Genomic DNA, 19,155 nt, shown 5'->3' with positions numbered 1-19,155 from the left:
TCCGCAAAGTTAGATTTTGTCTCTGTAGCAGGGCTGGTTTTCGGTGTAGCAAAAGTTTCAATCGTTGAGAAAAAATTGAATTGGTTAGCTTTCCCACTCACACTTCCCCATCACACCTTCTGCTACTCACCATAAGCCTGAAACAGCATAAATTTTCAACAAGGTGCAGGTTTATGGTTTTTAGGCTCGTCAGCATTCTTCCATCGCTGGGAGTTTGACTGCGTAACTTCACAGCCTCTCAGTTAGGGCTACTCAGAAATGGGCACAATATTTATAAGCAAAAAGCGATCTACAAGCGTTTGTTTGACAGAAAAAATAAGGAATTTTAAAGTTCTGGAGATTCAAATTTTACTGATGGGAGGGGTACTCGTGACTTTAATTCTTTAGGCGTAGAAAATTGACTAGTGTTGATGGTCTAGCGGCAGCCATCAGCGTTAGGACCACTTAGCAAAGGCAAAATCCTGTCATACCGGCTTTGCTTCCCTCACACCTGACACCTAACACCTGCTAAACATGAGCGCCTTACTGCAAGCCCTGTTGAGTCCTTCTGGCTTCATCCCCCACGGGCACTGTTACCTTTGGCAGCGTGACCTGGTGAGCCTTCATCTCGTTTCCGATACTCTGATTGCGATCGCCTATTATTCAATTCCTGTCACGCTGCTCTACTTTGTCCACAAACGGCAGGATGTTCCATTTAATCGGCTGTTTCTGTTATTCAGTGCTTTTATTGTGACCTGTGGCACCACCCATCTGATGGAGGTGTGGACGCTGTGGCATTCCACCTATTGGTTATCCGGGGTAATTAAAGCTATCACGGCTGCAATTTCCGTGTATACCGCTTTTGTGTTGGTATCGATCCTGCCCCAAGCACTGGCATTGCCAACCCCAACCCAGTTGGAAGCGGTCAATCGAGAACTGCAACAGGAGATTAATCAGCATCAACAGACAGAAGCCGTTTTGCAACGGATGCACAGTGAACTGGAACTGAGGGTAGCAGAGCGCACAGCCCAACTCGTGGCGGCTAACCAGGACTTGAACGCTGAAATTATTGAACGTCAAAAAGCAGAGACGGCACTGAGGGAAAGTGAAGAACGCCTGCGTCTGGCGCTAGCCGCCGCTAATCAGGGAATTTACGATGTTAATCTCCAGACGGGTGAAGTCATTGTCAACTCTTCCTATGCGGCGATGCTGGGGCACAATCCGGCAGAATTTCAGGAGTCTGCTAGTAACTGGGTACAGCGGATCCATCCCGCAGACCGGGATAGGGCAGTGAAACTTTACCAGGACTATATTGCTGGAGAGATTCCAGACTACCAGTCAGAATTTCGTCTGAAAACCAGCCGTGGGGATTGGATGTGGATTTTGTCTCTGGGCAAAATGGTTGCCTGGGATAAGGATGGTCAGCCGTTGCGGATGTTGGGCACCCATACCGACATTAACGACAGAAAGCAGGCAGAAGCTGAGCGGTTGCGGGCTGAGAAACTGCGGCTTGAGTTAAACCTGCTGGAAAACATTCTGGAAGTAACCTTAGCGGGTTACTGGGATTGGGATATTCCAGGCAATCAGGAGTATTTAAGCCCAACGTTCAAGCGTATGTTTGGTTATGAAGATGATGAGGTGCCCAATACGCCCAAAATCTGGCAACGGTTGATTTTTGCAGAAGATTTGCCGGCGATGCTGGCACGGTTTGAGCAACACATAGACAGTCGTGGACAAATTCCCTATTACAACGAGGTGCGATACCACCACAAGGATGGTTCAACAGTCTGGGTGATCTGTTCCGGGCGGGTGATCGAGTGGGATCGGGAAGGGAAACCCCTGCGGATGATTGGATGCCACATCGATATCACCCAACGTAAGCTGGCAGAAACTCGGTTAGAGGCATCCGAAGCAGAGTTACGTGCCCTCTTTGCGGCAATGACTGACACTGTGATCGTTCGCGATCGCGAAGGACGCTGCCTTAAAATTGCTCCCAATAGTTCCAGTCTTGATCGGGAAGTGCCCGAAATGATTGGCAGAACGCTGCACGAAGTGCTGCCCCCACCAGAAGCAGATTTGCTCCTGGCTAAAATTCATGAGTGTCTGGCGCACCAAATTACCACGTCAGCAGAGTATTGTCTGCCGATTCAGGAAAGGACTGTCTACTTCTTAGCCAGTATTTCCCCGCTTTCGGAAGATGCGGTAATCATCGTTGCCCGCGATATCAGCGATCGTAAACAAATCGAGGAAAACCTGCGTATCCTTTCTGAGCGCTTAACTCTGGCGCTCGAATCGGGTGCCATTGGCATCTGGGAATGGGACTTTGACAATCAAGCCTATTGGGATAACCGGATGTATGAACTCTATGGCATCCCTCCATCCCAACCTGTTCCAGACTTTCAAGCATGGCTCAATTTCGTGCATCCAGATGATCGAGTGATGGTTGAAACGGCTCATCTTACCGCATTACAAAATAGCAACAATATTAATTTAGAGTTCCGCATTATCTGCCTGGATGGCAGTATTCGTTTCTTGAAATCCTATGCCCTGATCCAGGGCAATCAGCAGGGCGAGCCGAGCCGAATCGTGGGTATCAGCTATGACATCACCGATCGCAAACAAACGGAACAGGAACTCATCCACAGTCGAGATTTGCGGGAAGCGATTTTCAATGAGTTAGCTGATGCCCTGTTTCTGGTTGATCCTCAAACGCTACTGATCCTGGACTGTAACCGGAGAGCCGTAGAACTCTTTGGTGCGACTGGTTCTGCCCAATTAATTGGCAGGCAAGGGCATACCCTCCAACGCTATACCTTTTCTGAACAGGAGTTGGCCGATATCGTCTCAGAAATGCAGTCAAAAGGCTTTTGGAGTCGGGAACTGGAGTACGTTACCCTCCAGGGGGAAATCTTCTGGGGCAATATTGCAGCCAAGCCCATTGTGGTCGCTAGTCGGGCGATGAATTTAGTCAGAGTCACGGATATTAGCGATCGCAAACGAGCTGAGAATGCTCTGCGAGACAGCGAACGTCGGTTTGCCACCCTGGCGGCGGCGGTTCCGGTGGCTATCTACCGCTTTAATGCAATAGGTGAGTGTATTTATGTCAACGCCCGTTGGAGTGAGATTACGGGTAGACCTCCAGAAGCAGGACTGGGTACGGAATGGTTAAACACGGTTTATCCAGAGGATCGTGAACGAATTTATACCACAGCATTGGAATGGTCTCAGACCTGTAAAGTCGGTGATCTGTATCGGAACGAAGCCAGAATTTTACGGCCCGATGGTAGCCTCATCTGGTACTTCTGCCAGATGCTGCCTGAAACCGATAGCGAGGGCAACCCAATTGGTTCCGTTGGCATTCTGGCAGACATTACAGACCGCAAACAGGCAGAAGAAGCGTTAGCAAACTATGCCCGTGAAGTCGAAGATCTCTACAACAATGCTCCCTGTGGTTACCATTCCCTGGACACCGAAGGACGATACGTAAATATCAACGAGACAGAACTGCGATGGTTGGGGTATACCCGTGAAGAAATGATCGGCAAACCCTTCACAAACTTTATCACCGAAGCCTCTCGCTCAGTGTTTGAGCAAAACTACCCTCAATTTAAACAACAGGGTTGGGTCAAAGATCTGGAATTTGATTTCATTTGTAAAGATGGCACGCTGTTCCAGGTAGTGCTCAATGCCACAGCCGTGAAAAGTGCAGATCAGCGCTATCTTTATAGTCGGTCTACTCTATTTGATATTCGCGATCGCAAACAGGCTGAGGCGCAACTCCGCCTGAGTAGTGAGCGTCTCAGTCTTGCCAACGCTGAACTTGCCAGAGCCGCCCGCCTCAAGGATGAGTTTCTGGCAGGCATGAGTCATGAACTGCGTACTCCCTTAAATGCGGTTCTGGGGCTTTCAGAGGCACTTCTGGAGGAGGTCTATGGTGACCTCACCCCGGAACAGAAAGACTCGATCCAGATGATCGAAAAAAGTGGTCATCATTTGCTGTCGTTAATCAACGACATTCTCGACCTTTCAAAGATTGAGTCGGGCAAGATGGAACTGGAACTCAGTACGATTCAAGTGCAGCATCTGTGCGAGTCCAGCCTTGCCTTTGTTCAGCAGCAGGCAACCCACAAACAAATCCAACTCAGTTGCCAGATAGATGAAGGTTTAGCTGACCTGGAAGCCGATGAACGCCGATTGCGTCAGGTGCTGGTGAATCTGTTGAGCAATGCCGTCAAATTCACCCCAGAGCAGGGCAGTGTTCAACTTCAGGTCACTGCCAATCCATTGCAAGAGACGATTGAGTTCAGCATTATCGATACGGGCATTGGGATTGCTCCTGAGCAGATGGATCGGCTTTTCCAGCCCTTTGTGCAGTTGGATAGTAGCCTTTCTCGGCGTTACGAGGGTACTGGATTAGGACTGGCATTGGTGCGCCGGATTATGGATCTGCATGGTGGCAGTGTGTCTCTCGAAAGTGAAGCTGGTAAAGGGAGCCGTTTTACCATTGCCCTCCCTTGGGTGCCTCCCACCGATTCAGTTGAGCCGGGTTCACCTGATGGCCTGCCGGAACTTCCCCAGGCAGAGATTGGTCGGGTATTGATTGTCGAAGATTCTGAAACCGCTGCCAGTCAATTGGTGCGTTATCTCACCAGCCTGGGGGCGCAGGCAGTTGTCCATACCCAGGGTGAAGGGGCTGCAACACTGGCAATTGAGCTACAGCCCGATGTCATTATTTTGGATATTCTGCTCCCGGATCAGTCTGGTTGGGATGTGCTGATAGCCTTAAAAGCCAACCCGTCAACCCGGCAGATTCCTGTGATTGTGGTATCCGTGGTGGATTCGCGATCGCGGGCATTGAAACTGGGAGCCGCCGAACATTTGCTGAAGCCCATTACCCGCCAGCAATTTCAACACGCCCTCAACCAGGTGCTTTCAACCACTCCGCCGGTGCCGAAAACTGCCCTGGTGCTCACCCCTAGCCAATCCTCGGTTTCACCGTTAATTCTGCTGGCAGAAGATAACGAAGCCAACATCACCACGACCACCCTTTATCTCCATGCCCATGGGTTGCAGGTCATGGTAGCCCGCAATGGCATGGAAGCCCTTCAGATGGCGCAGCAATACCAACCTGCCCTAATTCTGATGGATATTCAAATGCCAGAGATGGATGGTTTAGAAGCAACCCGCCAGATTCGGGCAGACCCCAAACTGAGTCAGATTCCTATCATTGCGCTTACGGCTCTGGCAATGCCCGGTGATCGCGATCGCTGCCTGGTTGCTGGAGCCAATGAATACATGACCAAACCCGTTAGCCTGAAACAGCTACTTCACCTGATTTTAACCTATGTCCCAACCTTACAAGCCGGAGAGTGAGACTCCTGCTATTCCTGCGGTTCCCTCCCTCCTGGTGGTTGATGATGAACCAACTGGTTTTGCAGTCATCAAAGGTTTACTCCATCGCCAGGGCTATAACCTGACCTATGCCGAGAGTGGTAGAGAAGCTCTAAAACAGCTAGAAGTGATTGCTCCGGATGTGATTTTGCTCGATGTGATGATGCCCGGCATGAATGGAATTGAAGTTTGTCGTGTGATCAAAACAACCCCTGGCTGGCAGTCCATTCCCATCATTATGGTGACTGCCCTAACGGCTAAGGAAGATCTGGCTCGATCGCTGGAAGCGGGAGCCGATGATTTCATTACCAAGCCTGTGAATGGACCAGAACTCCGTGCCAGAGTCAATTCCATGCTGCGAATTAAACAGCAATATGATGCGCTGAAAGCCACCTTACAGTTGCGGGAAGATATGTCCAATATGGTGGTGCATGACTTGAGAAATCCAACGGCTATCATTCTGTTAAATGCTGAACTGCTTTTGATGGATCACTTTCAAGGCAAAGAATTGGAACGAGTTCAAATGATTGAAAGCTCCGCCAGGACATTGAATTCTCTGATTAACGACCTCCTGCTGATGGCAAAAATGGAAGCAGGCAAGCTGTTACTCAATCTCACCGATGTAGATTTAAATGCGTTAGCAACTGTCGTGCTAGAGAATTTTCAAGCGATCGCTCCCTCCAAACAATTACAGCTAGAATACCAGGCTCCCAAAACGGAGCGGCGGATTTCCGCTGATGTCAACTTGTTGAACCGATTGATTGACAACTTACTTTCTAATGCAGTCAAGTTCTCTCCATCGGGAAGCAAAATCACTTTACGGATTGACTATCCATTTGCATCTCCTTCAGATAACCTATTGCCTGTCCAGGCAAGAATTCAGGTTACTGATATGGGACCCGGTATTAAACAAGAACTGCGGCAGCAGATCTTTAAAAAGTATGAGATTGGCGAATCTATCACCGGAGCTAACCAAATTGGTTTAGGTTTGACATTTTGCAAAATAGTGGCTGAAGCTCATGGCGGGCGTATCTTCGTTGAAGAGAACGTACCGCAAGGTTCAATCTTTACAGTAGAGATTTAGGCTGGGCAACAAAAACTTCAATCTCATCCGTTTTAGAGATACCAGTCATTACGGTTTCGGCTACCAGGGTATGGGGACGCTTCAATCTGATCTGTGCCGTTGGTTGCTGAAATGCCACTCTAGTAAGGGATCCGCGCTACGATTTCCAGGACATAAAACCCGGATAGGAGCGATCGCGGTAAATCGCGTTATCACAAACACAAGCATGCCGACCAGAACTTGAATCATCAATCTTGAACCCATTGATGAATGGGTTCAAGATTGATGATTGACTAACCAATCTTTTTTGTAGTCATTGTGGTTAATCCAATTTGGTATAAGCAGTTCAGTCCTCCTGGCAATTGCGAGAGAATAGAGCTTAAACCAACCAGGAATCCGGAGGCATACCGTGGCTCGCAAGCAATCAAAGGGAACCTGCACCTACTGTGGCAAAGAGCTTTCCAAAGCAGGCATGACCAAACACCTGACCACCTGCCCCCAGCGTCAGGAAGCGATCGCCACGGCTGAAAACAAAAAAGGTAGCAGCGAAGTACTCTATCACCTGCGTGTCCAGGATGCCTATAGCAGCGTTTTCTGGCTCGATCTGGAAATGCGGGGCACCAAAACCTTGCAAGACCTCGATAACTACCTGCGGGCAATCTGGCTGGAGTGCTGTGGACACATGAGCCAATTTTCCCTGGGAGGCGGATTTGCACGGGAAGTCGGAATGCGCCGGAAAATCAGCGATGTGTTTCAACCAGGGAGCGGACTTACCCACATCTACGATTTTGGTACCTCTTCAGAAACCATCGTTAAATGTGTCGAGGTGCGGGAAGGGAAACCTCTGACTAATAAGGCGATCGCCCTGATGGCGCGAAACAACATGCCAGAGTATACCTGTATCGAGTGTGGCAAACCGGCAACTCACCTGTGCATGGAATGCATATATGAAGACCAGACAGAAGGAACTTTGTGCGACCAGCACACGGAAAACCACCCCCATGACAATTACGGAGAACCCCTGCCCCTGGTCAACTCTCCTCGCATGGGAATGTGTGGCTACGATGGTCCCGCAGAACCACCTTACTAGTAGACTGGGGCGTAAGTTTGGCAACGCTTGTAAAGGTGTTACACCGATCCAAACGGACTTGTGGGCACATCAAAGTTCAGGAGGGGCTTGGCAGTGCCAAGCCCGTACCAGGATCTGCCGTGGATTCAATTCAAATTGGTATTAAATGTTAGGTAAGTAGGTGGGACTAATTAAATATAAGACCTGTGTAGGTTGGGTTGAGGCACGTAGCTTGCTTCCCGCAGGGTAACCCAACACCCGCATGGGTTACGCTATCGCTCTAGCGTAGCCATGCCGAAGGCTATACCCATCCTACAGTTGATTCCACCTACCTACTTATCAGGAATAGTAGGTAGATTTACCCCAAACCCCCAAGGAGAGGTAGAACCCCTTCAGCCCTTACAAAACTTTCGTTTTGCTGTAGTAGTGGAATCAAGACAGAAGTAGGAAAGCAAAAGGTAAACCTGCCACCTGCCATACCAGTAATTTCCCTACTCCTTAACACTGGCTTCACAAACAGGCAATCCCTGCTAATTTTGCGTTCAAGTTCAAATGTCAGCTTTAAGGGGAAAAAATTTCTGTGCTGTACTTAAGAGAATGTGAGCATTTTTGGGCTGAATAATCTAAGTGTCTCCCCTGCCCAGAAAAATTCTGCTGAGGGTTCAGCCCCGGCAGGATAGGCTACCAACCAGCTTGGTAAGTCGTTCAATTGCTTGAAATTCCTAAGTAAAACACAGTTTAAACATGGGTTCTACAGCAAAAATTGGGGTGGTTGTCATCGGGCGGAATGAAGGCGATCGCCTGATCCGCAGTCTGGATTCCGTGGTAGACGGCTCCCGTGTCGTCGTGTATGTTGACTCCGGTTCCACCGATGGCAGTTGTGAAGCCGCCCGCGATCGCGGCGTTGAAATCGTCAACCTGGATATGTCCGTCCCCTTTACTGCCGCCCGTGCCCGTAACGCCGGTTTCGAGCGTCTACAAAAAATTTACCCCGATATTGAGTACGTTCAGTTCATCGATGGGGACTGTGAAGTGGTTGCCGGATGGATCGAAACCGCCGCCGCCGTCCTCGATACTCGCCCAGAGGTGGTTGCCGTCTGTGGCTGGCGACGAGAACGTCACCCAGAACAGAGCGTCTTCAATCGCATCTGTGATGTGGAATGGCGCATGTCCCCAGCAGGGGAAGACCGCTCCTTTGGGGGAGATGTCCTGGTTCGTGCCCAACCCCTCGCTGCCGTAGGTGGCTATGACCCGATTGTGATTGCGGGTGAAGATGACGAGTTAAGTGTGCGCCTGCTTCAGAAAGGAGGCAAAATTTTCCGACTCGACCGGGTCAGCACCCTGCATGATGCCGATATGCATCGGCTTTCTCAGTGGTGGAACCGGGCTAAACGCTGTGGCTACGCCTATTCCCTGGTTTCCTCAATGCATGGAGCGAGTTCCGAACGCAAATTTGTTAAAGAGGTGCGTCGTACCTGGATTTGGGGCTTCGTTGTGCCCTTCACCGCCCTGGTGCTATCTCCCCTGACCAGTGGACTTTCCCTTCTCCTCCTGGCTCGCTATCCCCTAACTGCCCTCAAGACCATCTACAGCACCCACCGCCAGGGCATTTCCTGGGACGACAGCATCCCCTGGGGGTTATCTTGTAGTGCCTCGGTATTCCCAGAGGTCGTTGGAGCAATTAAGTTTCAGTTCAACCGCCTGCGGAATCACCAGCACGAAATCATTGAGTACAAGAGTGCCCAGGTTTCTGTCGCAAACGCCATTCAACCAACGAGGAGATAAGGTCAATGACATTGGACAACGGAAACAAGCAGCCCGTTCGCGTCGCCCTCCTGGGCACTGGCTACATCGCCGACTTTCACCACGCTGCTCTGCGCCTGCTACCCAACGTCAGCGTTGAAGCGGTGTGTGACTTGAACCGCACCCTGGCACAGCAGTTTGCCGGGGCAAAAGGGATTCCCAAGATCTACTCTGATCTGGGAGAAATGCTGGCAAAGGAAAATCTAGATGTGGTGCATGTGTTGACCCCACCTCACATTCACTTCCAGACTAGTGCTCAAATTCTGGCAGCCGGGGTCGATGCGTTGATTGAAAAGCCCCTCTGCCATCAGGTGAGCCAGTGTCAGGAACTACGCCAGCAGGCGGCGGCAGCCGGTCGAGTGATCGGAGTCAGCCACAATTTTCTCTATTTCCCCGCCTACGAACAGTTAGTTGCCGATGTCCGTAGTGGTCGTCTGGGGCAGATTGATCAGGTAGACATTATCTGGAACAAGGAACTGGGTCAGTTACGGGGTGGTCCCTTTGGAGCCTGGATGCTGCAAACCCCCAAAAACATCTTGTTTGAGGTCTGCCCCCATTCCTTTGCCCATGTCGTTCATCTCCTGGGAGAACCAGATTCCATCAGCGTGGATGTAAACGACCGGATTGAGTTACCCCGTGGGCTGGAGTTTTATCGCCGCTGGGAAATTCGTGGCTGGAAGGGAAACACCAGTATTCGCATCCGCTTTTCTTTTGTTGATGGTTACCCAGAACACTATATCCATGTGCGGGGAACCAATGCCGCCGCCCGGGTCGATTTTGAAAATAATACCTACACGGTTCAGGAACATACTCCCTACCTGCTGGATATAGACCGCTTTGCAACTGTCGTCACCACTGCGCGAGATGCCGCGCTGCAAGCCACTGGCACCCTGGCAAATGCCGTTCTGGCAAAGGCAAAACTGTCCAAAAAAGCGGGTCCCTTTGCCTATAGTATTGCCCGTACCATTGAAAGCTTCTACCAAGATCGCGGCAGCAAACTAGATGAGCGAGTCGATCCGGAGATTGGGGAACGGGCGATCGCCCTGGCAGAACAGATTGCCCGGGAAACCAATATCCCCATGCCTGAAAAGTCAATTTCAACTCTGCCCAACTTTGCCACCCCGCCAGCACAGAAGTCCACTGTGTTAGTCATCGGTGGGACTGGATTCATTGGTCAGGCATTGGTTCATCGTCTGCGCCAGGAAGGTTACGGGGTAAGGGTTCTCAGCCGTAGTCCGAGTAGCGTCCCTACCGAGTTACAGCAACTCCAGATTGAGCTGGCGAAGGGAGACTTTGCGGATGAGTCCGCGATGGACGCTGCCCTGGAGGGAATTGAGTATGTCTTTCACCTGGCAAGGGGGAGTGGCAAAACCTGGGATAACTACCTGCAAACTGATGTGGAACCAACCCGAAAAGTCGCTGAACTTTGTCTCAAGCATGGAGTGAAGCGGTTGTTCTACACTTCCTCGATCGCCATTTACTACGCAGGCAAAAACGCTGGCACTATTACCGAGGAAACCAAACCGAGCAAAGGTATGATGCGGGTCGCCCCCTACTCCCGCTCTAAGATTGAGAACGAACGGATTCTGCTGGAACTCCATCAGCAGAAAGGGCTACCCGTTGTGATTCTCCGCCCTGGTGTCGTTCTGGGTGCCGGTGGAAACCCCTACCACTGGGGGATTGCCGCCTGGCCCTACAACTCGGTCTGTAACCTATGGGGTAATGGAGAAAATCCCTTACCGTTGGTGCTGGTCGAGGATGTGGCAGATGCACTGGTGCGGGCAATCCATACCCCCAACATTGAAGGGGAATCATTCAATCTCGCCAGTCCTCCCTGCATCAGCGCCAACGAGTACCTGGATGAGTTTGAGCATCAGGCTGGGATTAAAATTAAGCGCGTCCCCATGCCCGCCTGGCGGATGTATACCTCATCCCTGGCGAAGTGGAGTTTAAAACGGATCGGACAGGATCCCTATGCCGCCTTCCCCAGCTTTGAGGACTGCGATGGGCGCAGTCTAGCAGCGGTGTTTGACTGCTCTAAGGCAGAAAAGCAACTGGGCTGGTCTCCAGTCAAAGACCGGGAAACGCTCCTACGGGAGGGCATTCAGGTTCCAGTGGAGCAGTTTTTTAAATAAACGAGCTTCAGATCCCCGGAATGTTCAAGATTCTGGGGATTTTAGTGAGTTTTTAGAGTAGCAAAGTCGTAGGGTGGGCAAGGCTAAATATCTATCCGAAACGCCCTTGCGTAGGGGGTGGCATTACCCACCTACCTGGATTGATGCTGCTCTGCGATTCAATCGCCATGTCAAACCGCATGGAAATATGATTGGGCGGCTTCGTGATTCCTCATTCCTCTCATACAGCGATTTCTGGCACTGTTGAAAAGCGGGATGAACTAAGACGACGTTTCAGTTCATCCAGTACCTTTTTCATCCCCAGATTCAGCAACGCCCCGATTTCTAGATGAGTAAACCACAATGACGTGTGGATGGGTAAATGGGTGTGGCTGATGCAAGGGGAAACGGTTGTAAGCCCTAAGTAAACGCTGATCGGATGAAGTTCCAGATCTTCATCCCCAATTGTTGAATCCATATAAGCCAGCGATCGCTAGATGAAGGGAGGAGCGATCGCCCCTCTTTTTCGACTGCGGCTGGAGCAATGTTTAGCACCTCGTAGAGCGAGTATTCTCCACTTTTACCGGGAAGCTGCACCTGAAAATAGGGGTTGACAGTCACCAGGTCTTTGACTTCCTGGTATGCTTTTTCTGAGATCAGAAAAGACGTGCCTAAAGGTTTGTTCGCTGCCTCTACCCGACTGGCAAGGTTTACCGCATCCCCGATCGCCGTCCATACGGGAGCTTTCGGGTCACCAATCGTACCGATTACTGTAGTACCGTAGTTAATCCCAATCCCCATTCGCAATCGTCGATGGTAAAGCGCTTCCAGGGAAGGATTGAGACGTTCAAGCGCATCCAGCATATCGAGTCCGGCACGCACAGCTCGTTCCACGGCTTGTTTGGGGTCGTCTACGCCAAACAGCGCCATCAGTCCATCCCCCATATACACATTCACAAAACCACCGTGCCGCTGAATTTCCTGCCCCATAAGCTGAAAGTAGCGATCGAGGACATAGATTACGTCATAGGGCAGCAGTGCTTCCGAGAAGGGGGTAAACCCACGAATGTCGGCAAATAGGATTGCAATTTTCTGCTCCTGTCCCTTAAAACTGGGCGCAACTTTGCCCGATGCCTCATCATGGAACATCCCCATATCGTGGGCATCCAGGGACAACCGTCGCAAGGTAATTGTGCCCTCCCCCAAAATTTCGGTCTGACAGGCAAGGCGCACTTCTGGGTTCAGGTGCAGCCGCTGTGCCAGTTCTTGCTCGGCGGGGGTGCGCGGGGCGCAGTAATCCAATCCTTCGGTAATCAGAACTCGGCAGGTTGAACAGCGGGCATTACCACCACAAACATGGGTATGGGGAATTCCCGCTTCTAAGGCAGCATCCAGCAAAGTGAAAATATCCTGCCCTGGTTGCACCAGTCGCTCGTCAGGCAGATAGTAAATGTGTGGCATACAGGTTCAAATCCGGGTTCCTGTTGTGAATTTACTCTAACTCATGCCCAAAACCCGGAGAGTGGTGTCTACAAATTGTGAATACCCTTTAAAGGAAGGTTCCCAGAGAAAGCTGCATTCGCTAAACCCCGTCCAACTTGGAAACCTGGAGTGTGCCAGGTTAGCCCTCACCCTAAATCCCTCGCCCGCGAATGGAGAGGGACTTTGAATGGTTCTTCCGGCTCCTGTCGCCCCCTGGAGAGGGCTGGGGGTGAGGGCTATGAGCACGAACCAGTTTTGGTGTACTTTGCAGACACTTGGAGGACTTCTCAGGAGGCAGCAGTGGCAAATCAAAACACATCCCAGTCGCTCAAACGGCAACTTGGGATCTGGGGGGCGATCGCCCTTGGATTAGGCTCCATTGTGGGAGCGGGAGTCTTTGTCAGTATAGGGATTGCTGCCGGAGTGGCGGGTCCGGCAATGATTATGTCGCTGGCGATCGCAGCCTTTGTGGCAACCTGCAATGGGTTAAATAGTGCCCAACTGGCTGCCAGCCATCCCGTTAGTGGAGGGGCATATGAGTACGGATACAAATATCTGAATCCCTGGATGGGGTTTACGGCGGGTTGGATGTTTTTAATTGCCAAATCTGCCTCGGCTGCAACCGCCGCTTTAGGATTCGCGGGTTATTTACTAAATCTACTAGGCGTGTCTGATCGGGGTGCGTTAGTCCCGACGGCTTTAGGGGCAGTGATTGCACTAACGGTGGTTGTGTTAACGGGCATCCGACGCTCGAATCAAATCAACATTGCGATCGTCTCCATTACCCTGCTATCCCTGACCTTCTTTATCGTGGCTGGTTTACCGTCCACACTGACCACCGGGCTGGAAAATTTCACCCCCTTTTTCCAGCCTGGAGAAGCTGGCAACTCGATCGCAGCTATTCTTCAAGCAACCGCGCTCATGTTTGTGGCTTACACAGGCTACGGAAGAATTGCCACCCTCGGTGAAGAAGTGCAGGAGCCACAAAAAACAATTCCCAGAGCCGTCATCACCACCCTGGTTCTAACCATGCTGCTCTATATCGGAGTGGCAGTTGTGGGCATTGGGTCTGTCGGATCTGCCCAGTTGGGAAATGTAACCAGTCAGCAGGTGGCTCCTCTAGAAATTGCAGCTCGCACTTTCAATATCCCAGGTAGTTCACTGATTCTGGCAATTGGCGCGGTGACAGCAACCCTGGGGGTCTTGCTAAATCTGATTCTGGGGTTATCCCGTGTCCTGCTTGCCATGGGGCGACGACGGGATATGCCAGGTGCAGTCGCCCGCCTGAACGCCTCGGAAACGACTCCCTATGTAGCCGTCATTGTGATGGGAATTGCGATCGCCAGTCTGGTTCTGATTGGGGATGTGAGAGTCACCTGGTCATTCAGTGCCTTCACGGTCCTGGTGTATTATGCCTTAACCGATCTGGCTGCCCTTCAGATTCCCGATCGCGATCGGCTCTACCCCAAATGGATTGCCTGGGTCGGGCTGGCAGCTTGTTTGTTTCTAGCCTTCTGGGTCGATCAGCGCGTTTGGTTAGTTGGGTTAGGCTTAATTGCCGCAGGTTTGCTGTGGCGGTTCATCCTGCGTAAATTTTCTGCCCACTTTGTTGAAGATTAATAGTTTACAGTAATTATGTACTGATTGTGGGCATGGATGCGATGTCGGGTAAGTTAGTTGATTATGAAGCGGCGATCGCTACTTTAAAGCAAGCTGATGCTACTCTGGCAGTCTTAATCGATCAGGTTGGAGCCTGCCAACTTAACCAGCACCAGCAGACGGGAGATTTGCTGCACTCGCTTTCTGAATCCATCATTTTTCAGCAGCTTTCAGGCAAAGCCGCCGCCACCATTCACCGTCGGTTTCTCCAGCTTTACCCAGACAAACCCTTCCCGACTGCCCAGGACATTCTGCAAACTCCCGATGAGTTACTGAGAGGAGCAGGGGTTTCACGCTCCAAGGCTGCATACCTGAAGGATCTGGCACAGAAAGTGCTGGATGGCTTGCCAACCCTGGAAGATCTAGAAGGGATGGAAGATGCAGCCATCATCCAGACGTTAACCTCAGTTAAAGGAATTGGACGCTGGACGGTGCAAATGCTGTTAATTTTCCGCTTGCACCGTTGGGATGTTCTTCCCATAGAGGATCTGGGAATTCGTTCAGGCATTCGCAAAGTTTATGGCTTACCAGAACTTCCCGACAAGAAAACCGTAGAACGTCTTGGCGAGTCTTGGAAGCCTTACCGAACCATCGCCGCCTGGTATCTGTGGCGTAGCCTGGAGAAGGGCGTGGGCTGAGGGTTTTTTAGAGTTGTTAGTTGTTATTTTTTAGAGAAGGGAGAGAAGGGAGACAGGGAGAGAAATCAGCGGATCACCCATCCGCCTTTTTGAGATAACTTGCCAGGGCATGGAGACCCAGACGATAGCTATCAATGCCAAATCCGCTAATTTGACCGATCGCTACCGGGGCGATATAAGAGTGATGACGGAATTCTTCGCGGCGATAAATATTACTGAGGTGGACTTCAACCGTAGGTAGGCTGACAGCGGCGATCGCATCTCGAAGTGCGACACTGGTATGGGTGTAAGCCCCTGCATTGATTAAAAGTCCTTGGTGCTTCCCAAAAGCAGCATGAATTTGGTCAACCAGAACCCCTTCATGGTTTGACTGTAAGGAGAAGACTGATACCTGAAGCTGTTCCGCCTCTACCTCTAGAAGACGAACTATATCATCCAGCGTCGAGGAACCGTAGATCCCTGGCTCTCGCTTACCCAGAAGATTCAGGTTTGGTCCGTGAAGTACCAATATGCTGAACAAGCAGCAAAACCTAATTAACGAACTACTTATTATCGGCGTTGATGGTCATTCACCGGCACCGGGATCGGCTCAGCTTCGGGCTGCACATCCGGACCCAAAAGCGATTCAATCAATCTTCGGGTCCATTCCTTGAGTTTCTCAAGCACCTTATCAAGGTAGTCCATTGAATCAATAGCTCCTTCGCTACGGCTTGGCTAGTTCTAACGCCCCTTATGACATTAGATTTTTAGCCTAGCCTGGTTACCTATAAAAATTGTACCCAATTTATCAATTCAGCAACAGTTGGCAAACAGGAGATTAAGAATTCGCTCAAAACCAGCAGGGCAATGGGTGACAGGGATCAGGTGTGTGAAATCAGCCCCAGAATTACTGATTAGCATTTATGAACGTTTATTCTAAAATTGAGCACCGAACTTATACTTACCCTGCTTAACTTATTTTCCCATCGCTAACAATTGACGACGTAAATGGTCCAGGGCTGTGCATGCGCTCAGATGGCGAATCCAGTCCCGTCCCCGCGTGGCTCCAAAGCCGTATTCAAAGCTTTGCACCTGATCGGGTCCTGCCAGCCCAATGTAAACTAAGCCAACGGGTTTCACTGGAGTACCGCCATCGGGTCCGGCAATTCCGGTAATGCTGAGTCCCCAGGTGGTGCCCAGGCGATCGCGCACGCTCGCTGCCATTTGTTCGGCAATCAGGGCACTAACAGCTCCCTGAGTTGCCAGGTCTGCTGGATTAACACCCAGCAACCCGACTTTAACGGAGTTGTCGTAGGAAATCACGCCGCCCCAAAAATAGGAAGAGCTACCGGGAACTGCCGTAATCAGGCTACCCAGCTCCCCACCTGTACAGGATTCGGCAACTGCAAGAGTGGTTCCGGTGGTTTTCAGCAAATCCCCCACCACCGATGCCAGAGTGTCTTCATCAACACCGTAGCAGTGCAATCCGCCAAGCTGTCGAAGCTGTTGCTCAATGGGTGCAATTAACGCCTGGGCAGAAGATTCGGAACTGGCGAGGGCAGAGATCCGTAGTTTGACCTCCCCGTGATTGGCATAGGGGGCAACGGTGGGATTTTGTAAGTCAAAAAAGGGATTGACCTTTTCTGCCAATGTTGATTCGGCAATCCCCCAAAATCGGAGAGTCCGACTGTAGATGATCGTTTGTCCCCAGCCCTGGCTGCTCAGGTAGGGAACGGCAACCTCATGCCACATACACCGCATTTCCACAGGCACGCCGGGGAAGGTCAGTAGGGTGAGGTTAGGGCGAGGATGCCAGATGATACCGGGAGCGCTGCCAGTGGAATTGGTCAGAATCGCTGCCCCTTCCGGCAAAAGTGCCTGCTTTCGGTTATTGGGGGTCATCGTTCGTCCCCGCTGGGCAAACTTTTGCAGAATGTCTTCCACAACTTCTGCATGTTCGACCAGGGGAACACTAAAAAAGTCTGCCAGAGTCTCATGGGTCAGGTCATCGGGAGTGGGACCCAACCCCCCTGTAAAGATGAGTAGCTGGGCGCGATCGCAGGCAACCGCAACCGCCTGTTTGATCCGCTCTGGATTATCACCTACAACCGTCTGATAATAATGAGCAATCCCCAGGCGTGCTAACTCCTGGGCTAAAAACTGGGCATTGGTGTTTAAAATATCGCCCAGCAACAGTTCGGTCCCAACACAGATGACTTCCGCAGAGCCATTCATGGTTATACCTGCGGCTGACGGCGACGAGCAGCCTTCCAAACCTGCCAGCTAATGAAGCCTAACAAAATGGTGGCGGCGATCGCGTATCCCCAACCACTTGGCATGTTAGAAATTGCCATTGCCAGACTGCCAACCCAAAGGGTAAGGGCGTAGATAAACAATACGATCAATCGTTGGGGCAGTCCCGCCTGTAAAAGACGATGATGGAGGTGGCGTTTATCCGCTGCAAAGGGAGACTTGCCTCGCCGCAACCGATCCACAATCACAGAAGAAATATCTAGAATTGGCACTGCAAGAATCAGATAAGGAAGCAGAACCGCGACCGTAGTGACCCCTTTAACCAGACCAATGACACCAATGCCAGCCAGCGTAAAGCCCATGAAATAGGCTCCCCCATCTCCCATAAAGATTTGAGCCGGATTAAAGTTGTAGCGCAAGAATCCCAATGCTCCACCTGCCAGTGCAGCGGCAATCAGGGCGGCGGCTGGCTGATTCATAAACAGGCAGACAATCATCATAACGACAGCGGCAATCCCAGAAACCCCCGCAGCCAAGCCATCTAGCCCATCAATCATATTGATCGCATTTGCCATGCCGACTAGCCAGACCACTGTAATCAAAAGGCTGATCCAGTCCTGTAGCTGGACTAAACCCATAAACGGGATGGTCAAAAAATGGATTTGAACCCCTGCCTGCCATGCCATCCCTGCCACAAGCAACTGCATGACCAGACGACTGAGGGCAGGTAGGGTAAATAGATCATCTGCCAGCCCAATTAAGAAGAAGGCAAGCCCACCAATGGTCACTCCCCAAACCTCATATTCTTTGGAGGGTGGAAGGTCACCAAAACCATCCATCCACCAAATCAACAGCAGAGCGACGAGGGTGCCGGCAAAAATAGAGACTCCCCCTAAACGAACCATTGGTCGTTTATGGATCTTTCGTCCGCCGGGATGGTCTACTAATCCAGCCTTTAGCCCGATTTTTTTAACAATCGGAGTGGTGTAGATCACCACCACAAGCGAAATTAGAAAGGCGGTTAGGTGATACAGATGGTGAGGCATCTGGCTTTTATGGGGTCAAGGACAACAACAGGCAGAGTGTACTATATCTCAGGCGAAGATCGACTAAGTTTTGTTAATCGAAATCAATTTTGCCGCCTTTTGAGTAATTTGGCTAACAAAAATCTAAAAAATGAGTAAATTCTACTCCGATGGCTTGATTTATAACCGATCTAATGATTTTATCTACCCACTCTTTCTAAACTTATCTACATAATCCAGACGGTTTTGCAGGAATATTGAGAGTTGAATTATGAGATTTTCGTGAACTGGAGGCTAAGTAAATGGGTAAATGTACTGAGCTGCCAACTCCTAAACTGTAGCGTTTTTAGGGTTGAGAACACAGCAGGTGTGAGGTTTTAGGTGTCAGGTGTACGGTTAAATTGCTTGTAGCGTTTCTGCGTCCAGTGGGGTACTGGCAATGGCTTAAGCCTCTTGTTACAACACATAGGGTGTACTTCATTTGTTTGAGAATTGCTTATTCAGTAAGGGGTTTTGGCATTAGTTTGTACCCCACTCGTTTGAAAATCCCAATAAATTTGGGCGTTGCTGAATAGAAATATGATTTACTGCGGGACGGGCACATCACCAAATTTGAGGTAGTGTAGTAGCAAGCGAATCGAGTGCTTCAGCATTTCTACGGACTTGGAATAGCACAAGGTCTTGCGATGCAACCGGGCAA

Annotated in this window: 13 protein-coding genes and 1 pseudogene; 7 read left to right on the top strand and 7 right to left on the bottom strand. The window is 50.6% G+C overall.

Going from position 1 to position 19,155, the window contains the following annotated elements; all coding sequences use genetic code 11:
* The first annotated feature begins 513 nt into the window (after window positions 1-513).
* Together AC1S52_RS14235 and AC1S52_RS14230 are read left to right on the top strand one after the other, a co-directional pair.
* Window positions 514-5,352: a PAS domain S-box protein gene (locus tag AC1S52_RS14235; RefSeq protein ID WP_482029680.1), complete on the top strand. Its 4,839-nt coding sequence runs from the start codon at window positions 514-516 to the stop codon at window positions 5,350-5,352.
* On the top strand, window positions 5,324-6,454 hold the full coding sequence (locus AC1S52_RS14230; RefSeq protein ID WP_482029679.1) for a hybrid sensor histidine kinase/response regulator: 1,131 nt from the start codon (window positions 5,324-5,326) through the stop codon (window positions 6,452-6,454). Before AC1S52_RS14235 ends, AC1S52_RS14230 begins: the two co-directional genes overlap by 29 nt.
* Here AC1S52_RS14230 and AC1S52_RS14225 read toward each other — a convergent pair.
* Window positions 6,438-6,572, bottom strand: coding sequence for a hypothetical protein (locus AC1S52_RS14225; RefSeq protein ID WP_482029678.1), 135 nt, complete (start codon window positions 6,570-6,572; stop codon window positions 6,438-6,440). The genes AC1S52_RS14230 and AC1S52_RS14225 overlap by 17 nt on opposite strands.
* A 270-nt stretch (window positions 6,573-6,842) precedes the next feature.
* Here AC1S52_RS14225 and AC1S52_RS14220 point away from each other — a divergent pair, with 270 nt between their 5' ends.
* The 3 genes from AC1S52_RS14220 (at window position 6,843) to AC1S52_RS14210 (ending at window position 11,440) form a co-directional block, all read left to right on the top strand.
* A complete protein-coding gene (locus tag AC1S52_RS14220; protein WP_482029677.1) occupies window positions 6,843-7,523 on the top strand; it encodes a hypothetical protein in 681 nt (226 codons plus the stop codon).
* A 723-nt stretch (window positions 7,524-8,246) separates the two neighbouring features.
* On the top strand, window positions 8,247-9,287 hold the full coding sequence (locus AC1S52_RS14215; RefSeq protein ID WP_482029676.1) for a glycosyltransferase family 2 protein: 1,041 nt from the start codon (window positions 8,247-8,249) through the stop codon (window positions 9,285-9,287).
* A gap of 5 nt (window positions 9,288-9,292) precedes the next feature.
* Complete coding sequence (locus AC1S52_RS14210) at window positions 9,293-11,440, top strand: NAD-dependent epimerase/dehydratase family protein (RefSeq protein ID WP_482029675.1); 2,148 nt, start codon at window positions 9,293-9,295, stop codon at window positions 11,438-11,440.
* Window positions 11,441-11,839: 399 nt separating this feature from the next.
* Here AC1S52_RS14210 and AC1S52_RS14205 read toward each other — a convergent pair whose 3' ends face one another.
* On the bottom strand, window positions 11,840-12,880 hold the full coding sequence (locus AC1S52_RS14205) for an adenylate/guanylate cyclase domain-containing protein (RefSeq protein ID WP_482029674.1): 1,041 nt from the start codon (window positions 12,878-12,880) through the stop codon (window positions 11,840-11,842).
* A gap of 321 nt (window positions 12,881-13,201) precedes the next feature.
* Here AC1S52_RS14205 and AC1S52_RS14200 point away from each other — a divergent pair, with 321 nt between their 5' ends.
* Window positions 13,202-14,521 (top strand): APC family permease, encoded by a 1,320-nt coding sequence (locus AC1S52_RS14200; RefSeq protein ID WP_482029673.1) that lies wholly within the window; start codon window positions 13,202-13,204, stop codon window positions 14,519-14,521.
* A 32-nt stretch (window positions 14,522-14,553) separates the two neighbouring features.
* Complete coding sequence (locus AC1S52_RS14195; RefSeq protein WP_482029672.1) at window positions 14,554-15,198, top strand: DNA-3-methyladenine glycosylase family protein; 645 nt, start codon at window positions 14,554-14,556, stop codon at window positions 15,196-15,198.
* A gap of 73 nt (window positions 15,199-15,271) precedes the next feature.
* Here AC1S52_RS14195 and aroQ read toward each other — a convergent pair whose 3' ends face one another.
* The 5 genes and pseudogenes from aroQ to AC1S52_RS14170 form a co-directional block, all read right to left on the bottom strand.
* Window positions 15,272-15,718: a type II 3-dehydroquinate dehydratase gene (gene aroQ, locus AC1S52_RS14190; RefSeq protein ID WP_482029671.1), complete on the bottom strand. Its 447-nt coding sequence runs from the start codon at window positions 15,716-15,718 to the stop codon at window positions 15,272-15,274.
* Window positions 15,719-15,747: 29 nt separating this feature from the next.
* Window positions 15,748-15,882, bottom strand: a complete 135-nt coding sequence (locus tag AC1S52_RS14185; RefSeq protein ID WP_482029670.1) for a hypothetical protein — start codon at window positions 15,880-15,882, stop codon at window positions 15,748-15,750.
* 270 nt (window positions 15,883-16,152) lie between these two features.
* Window positions 16,153-17,412, bottom strand: a complete 1,260-nt coding sequence (locus AC1S52_RS14180) for a competence/damage-inducible protein A (protein ID WP_482029669.1) — start codon at window positions 17,410-17,412, stop codon at window positions 16,153-16,155.
* A gap of 2 nt (window positions 17,413-17,414) precedes the next feature.
* Window positions 17,415-18,476, bottom strand: a complete 1,062-nt coding sequence (locus tag AC1S52_RS14175) for a glycosyltransferase family 4 protein (RefSeq protein WP_482029668.1) — start codon at window positions 18,474-18,476, stop codon at window positions 17,415-17,417.
* A gap of 563 nt (window positions 18,477-19,039) precedes the next feature.
* Window positions 19,040-19,155: pseudogene (locus AC1S52_RS14170) on the bottom strand (IS1 family transposase); the annotation flags it as partial.

This window comes from Kovacikia sp. CALU 1929 (assembly GCF_056784235.1).
The sequence above is the reverse complement of the archived record's forward strand: the minus strand, read 5'-3'. Positions and strand labels throughout refer to the sequence as shown.

Bases quoted from the DNA above. Each gene is read 5' to 3' on its own strand.
- AC1S52_RS14235 (WP_482029680.1), top strand. From the start codon at position 514: ATGAGCGCCTTACTGCAAGCCCTGTTGAGTCCTTCTGGCTTCATCCCC.
- AC1S52_RS14230 (WP_482029679.1), top strand. From the start codon at position 5,324: ATGTCCCAACCTTACAAGCCGGAGAGTGAGACTCCTGCTATTCCTGCG.
- AC1S52_RS14215 (WP_482029676.1), top strand. From the start codon at position 8,247: ATGGGTTCTACAGCAAAAATTGGGGTGGTTGTCATCGGGCGGAATGAA.
- AC1S52_RS14210 (WP_482029675.1), top strand. From the start codon at position 9,293: ATGACATTGGACAACGGAAACAAGCAGCCCGTTCGCGTCGCCCTCCTG.
- AC1S52_RS14205 (WP_482029674.1), bottom strand. From the start codon at position 12,880: ATGCCACACATTTACTATCTGCCTGACGAGCGACTGGTGCAACCAGGG.
- AC1S52_RS14195 (WP_482029672.1), top strand. From the start codon at position 14,554: ATGGATGCGATGTCGGGTAAGTTAGTTGATTATGAAGCGGCGATCGCT.
- AC1S52_RS14185 (WP_482029670.1), bottom strand. From the start codon at position 15,882: ATGGACTACCTTGATAAGGTGCTTGAGAAACTCAAGGAATGGACCCGA.
- AC1S52_RS14180 (WP_482029669.1), bottom strand. From the start codon at position 17,412: ATGAATGGCTCTGCGGAAGTCATCTGTGTTGGGACCGAACTGTTGCTG.
- AC1S52_RS14175 (WP_482029668.1), bottom strand. From the start codon at position 18,476: ATGCCTCACCATCTGTATCACCTAACCGCCTTTCTAATTTCGCTTGTG.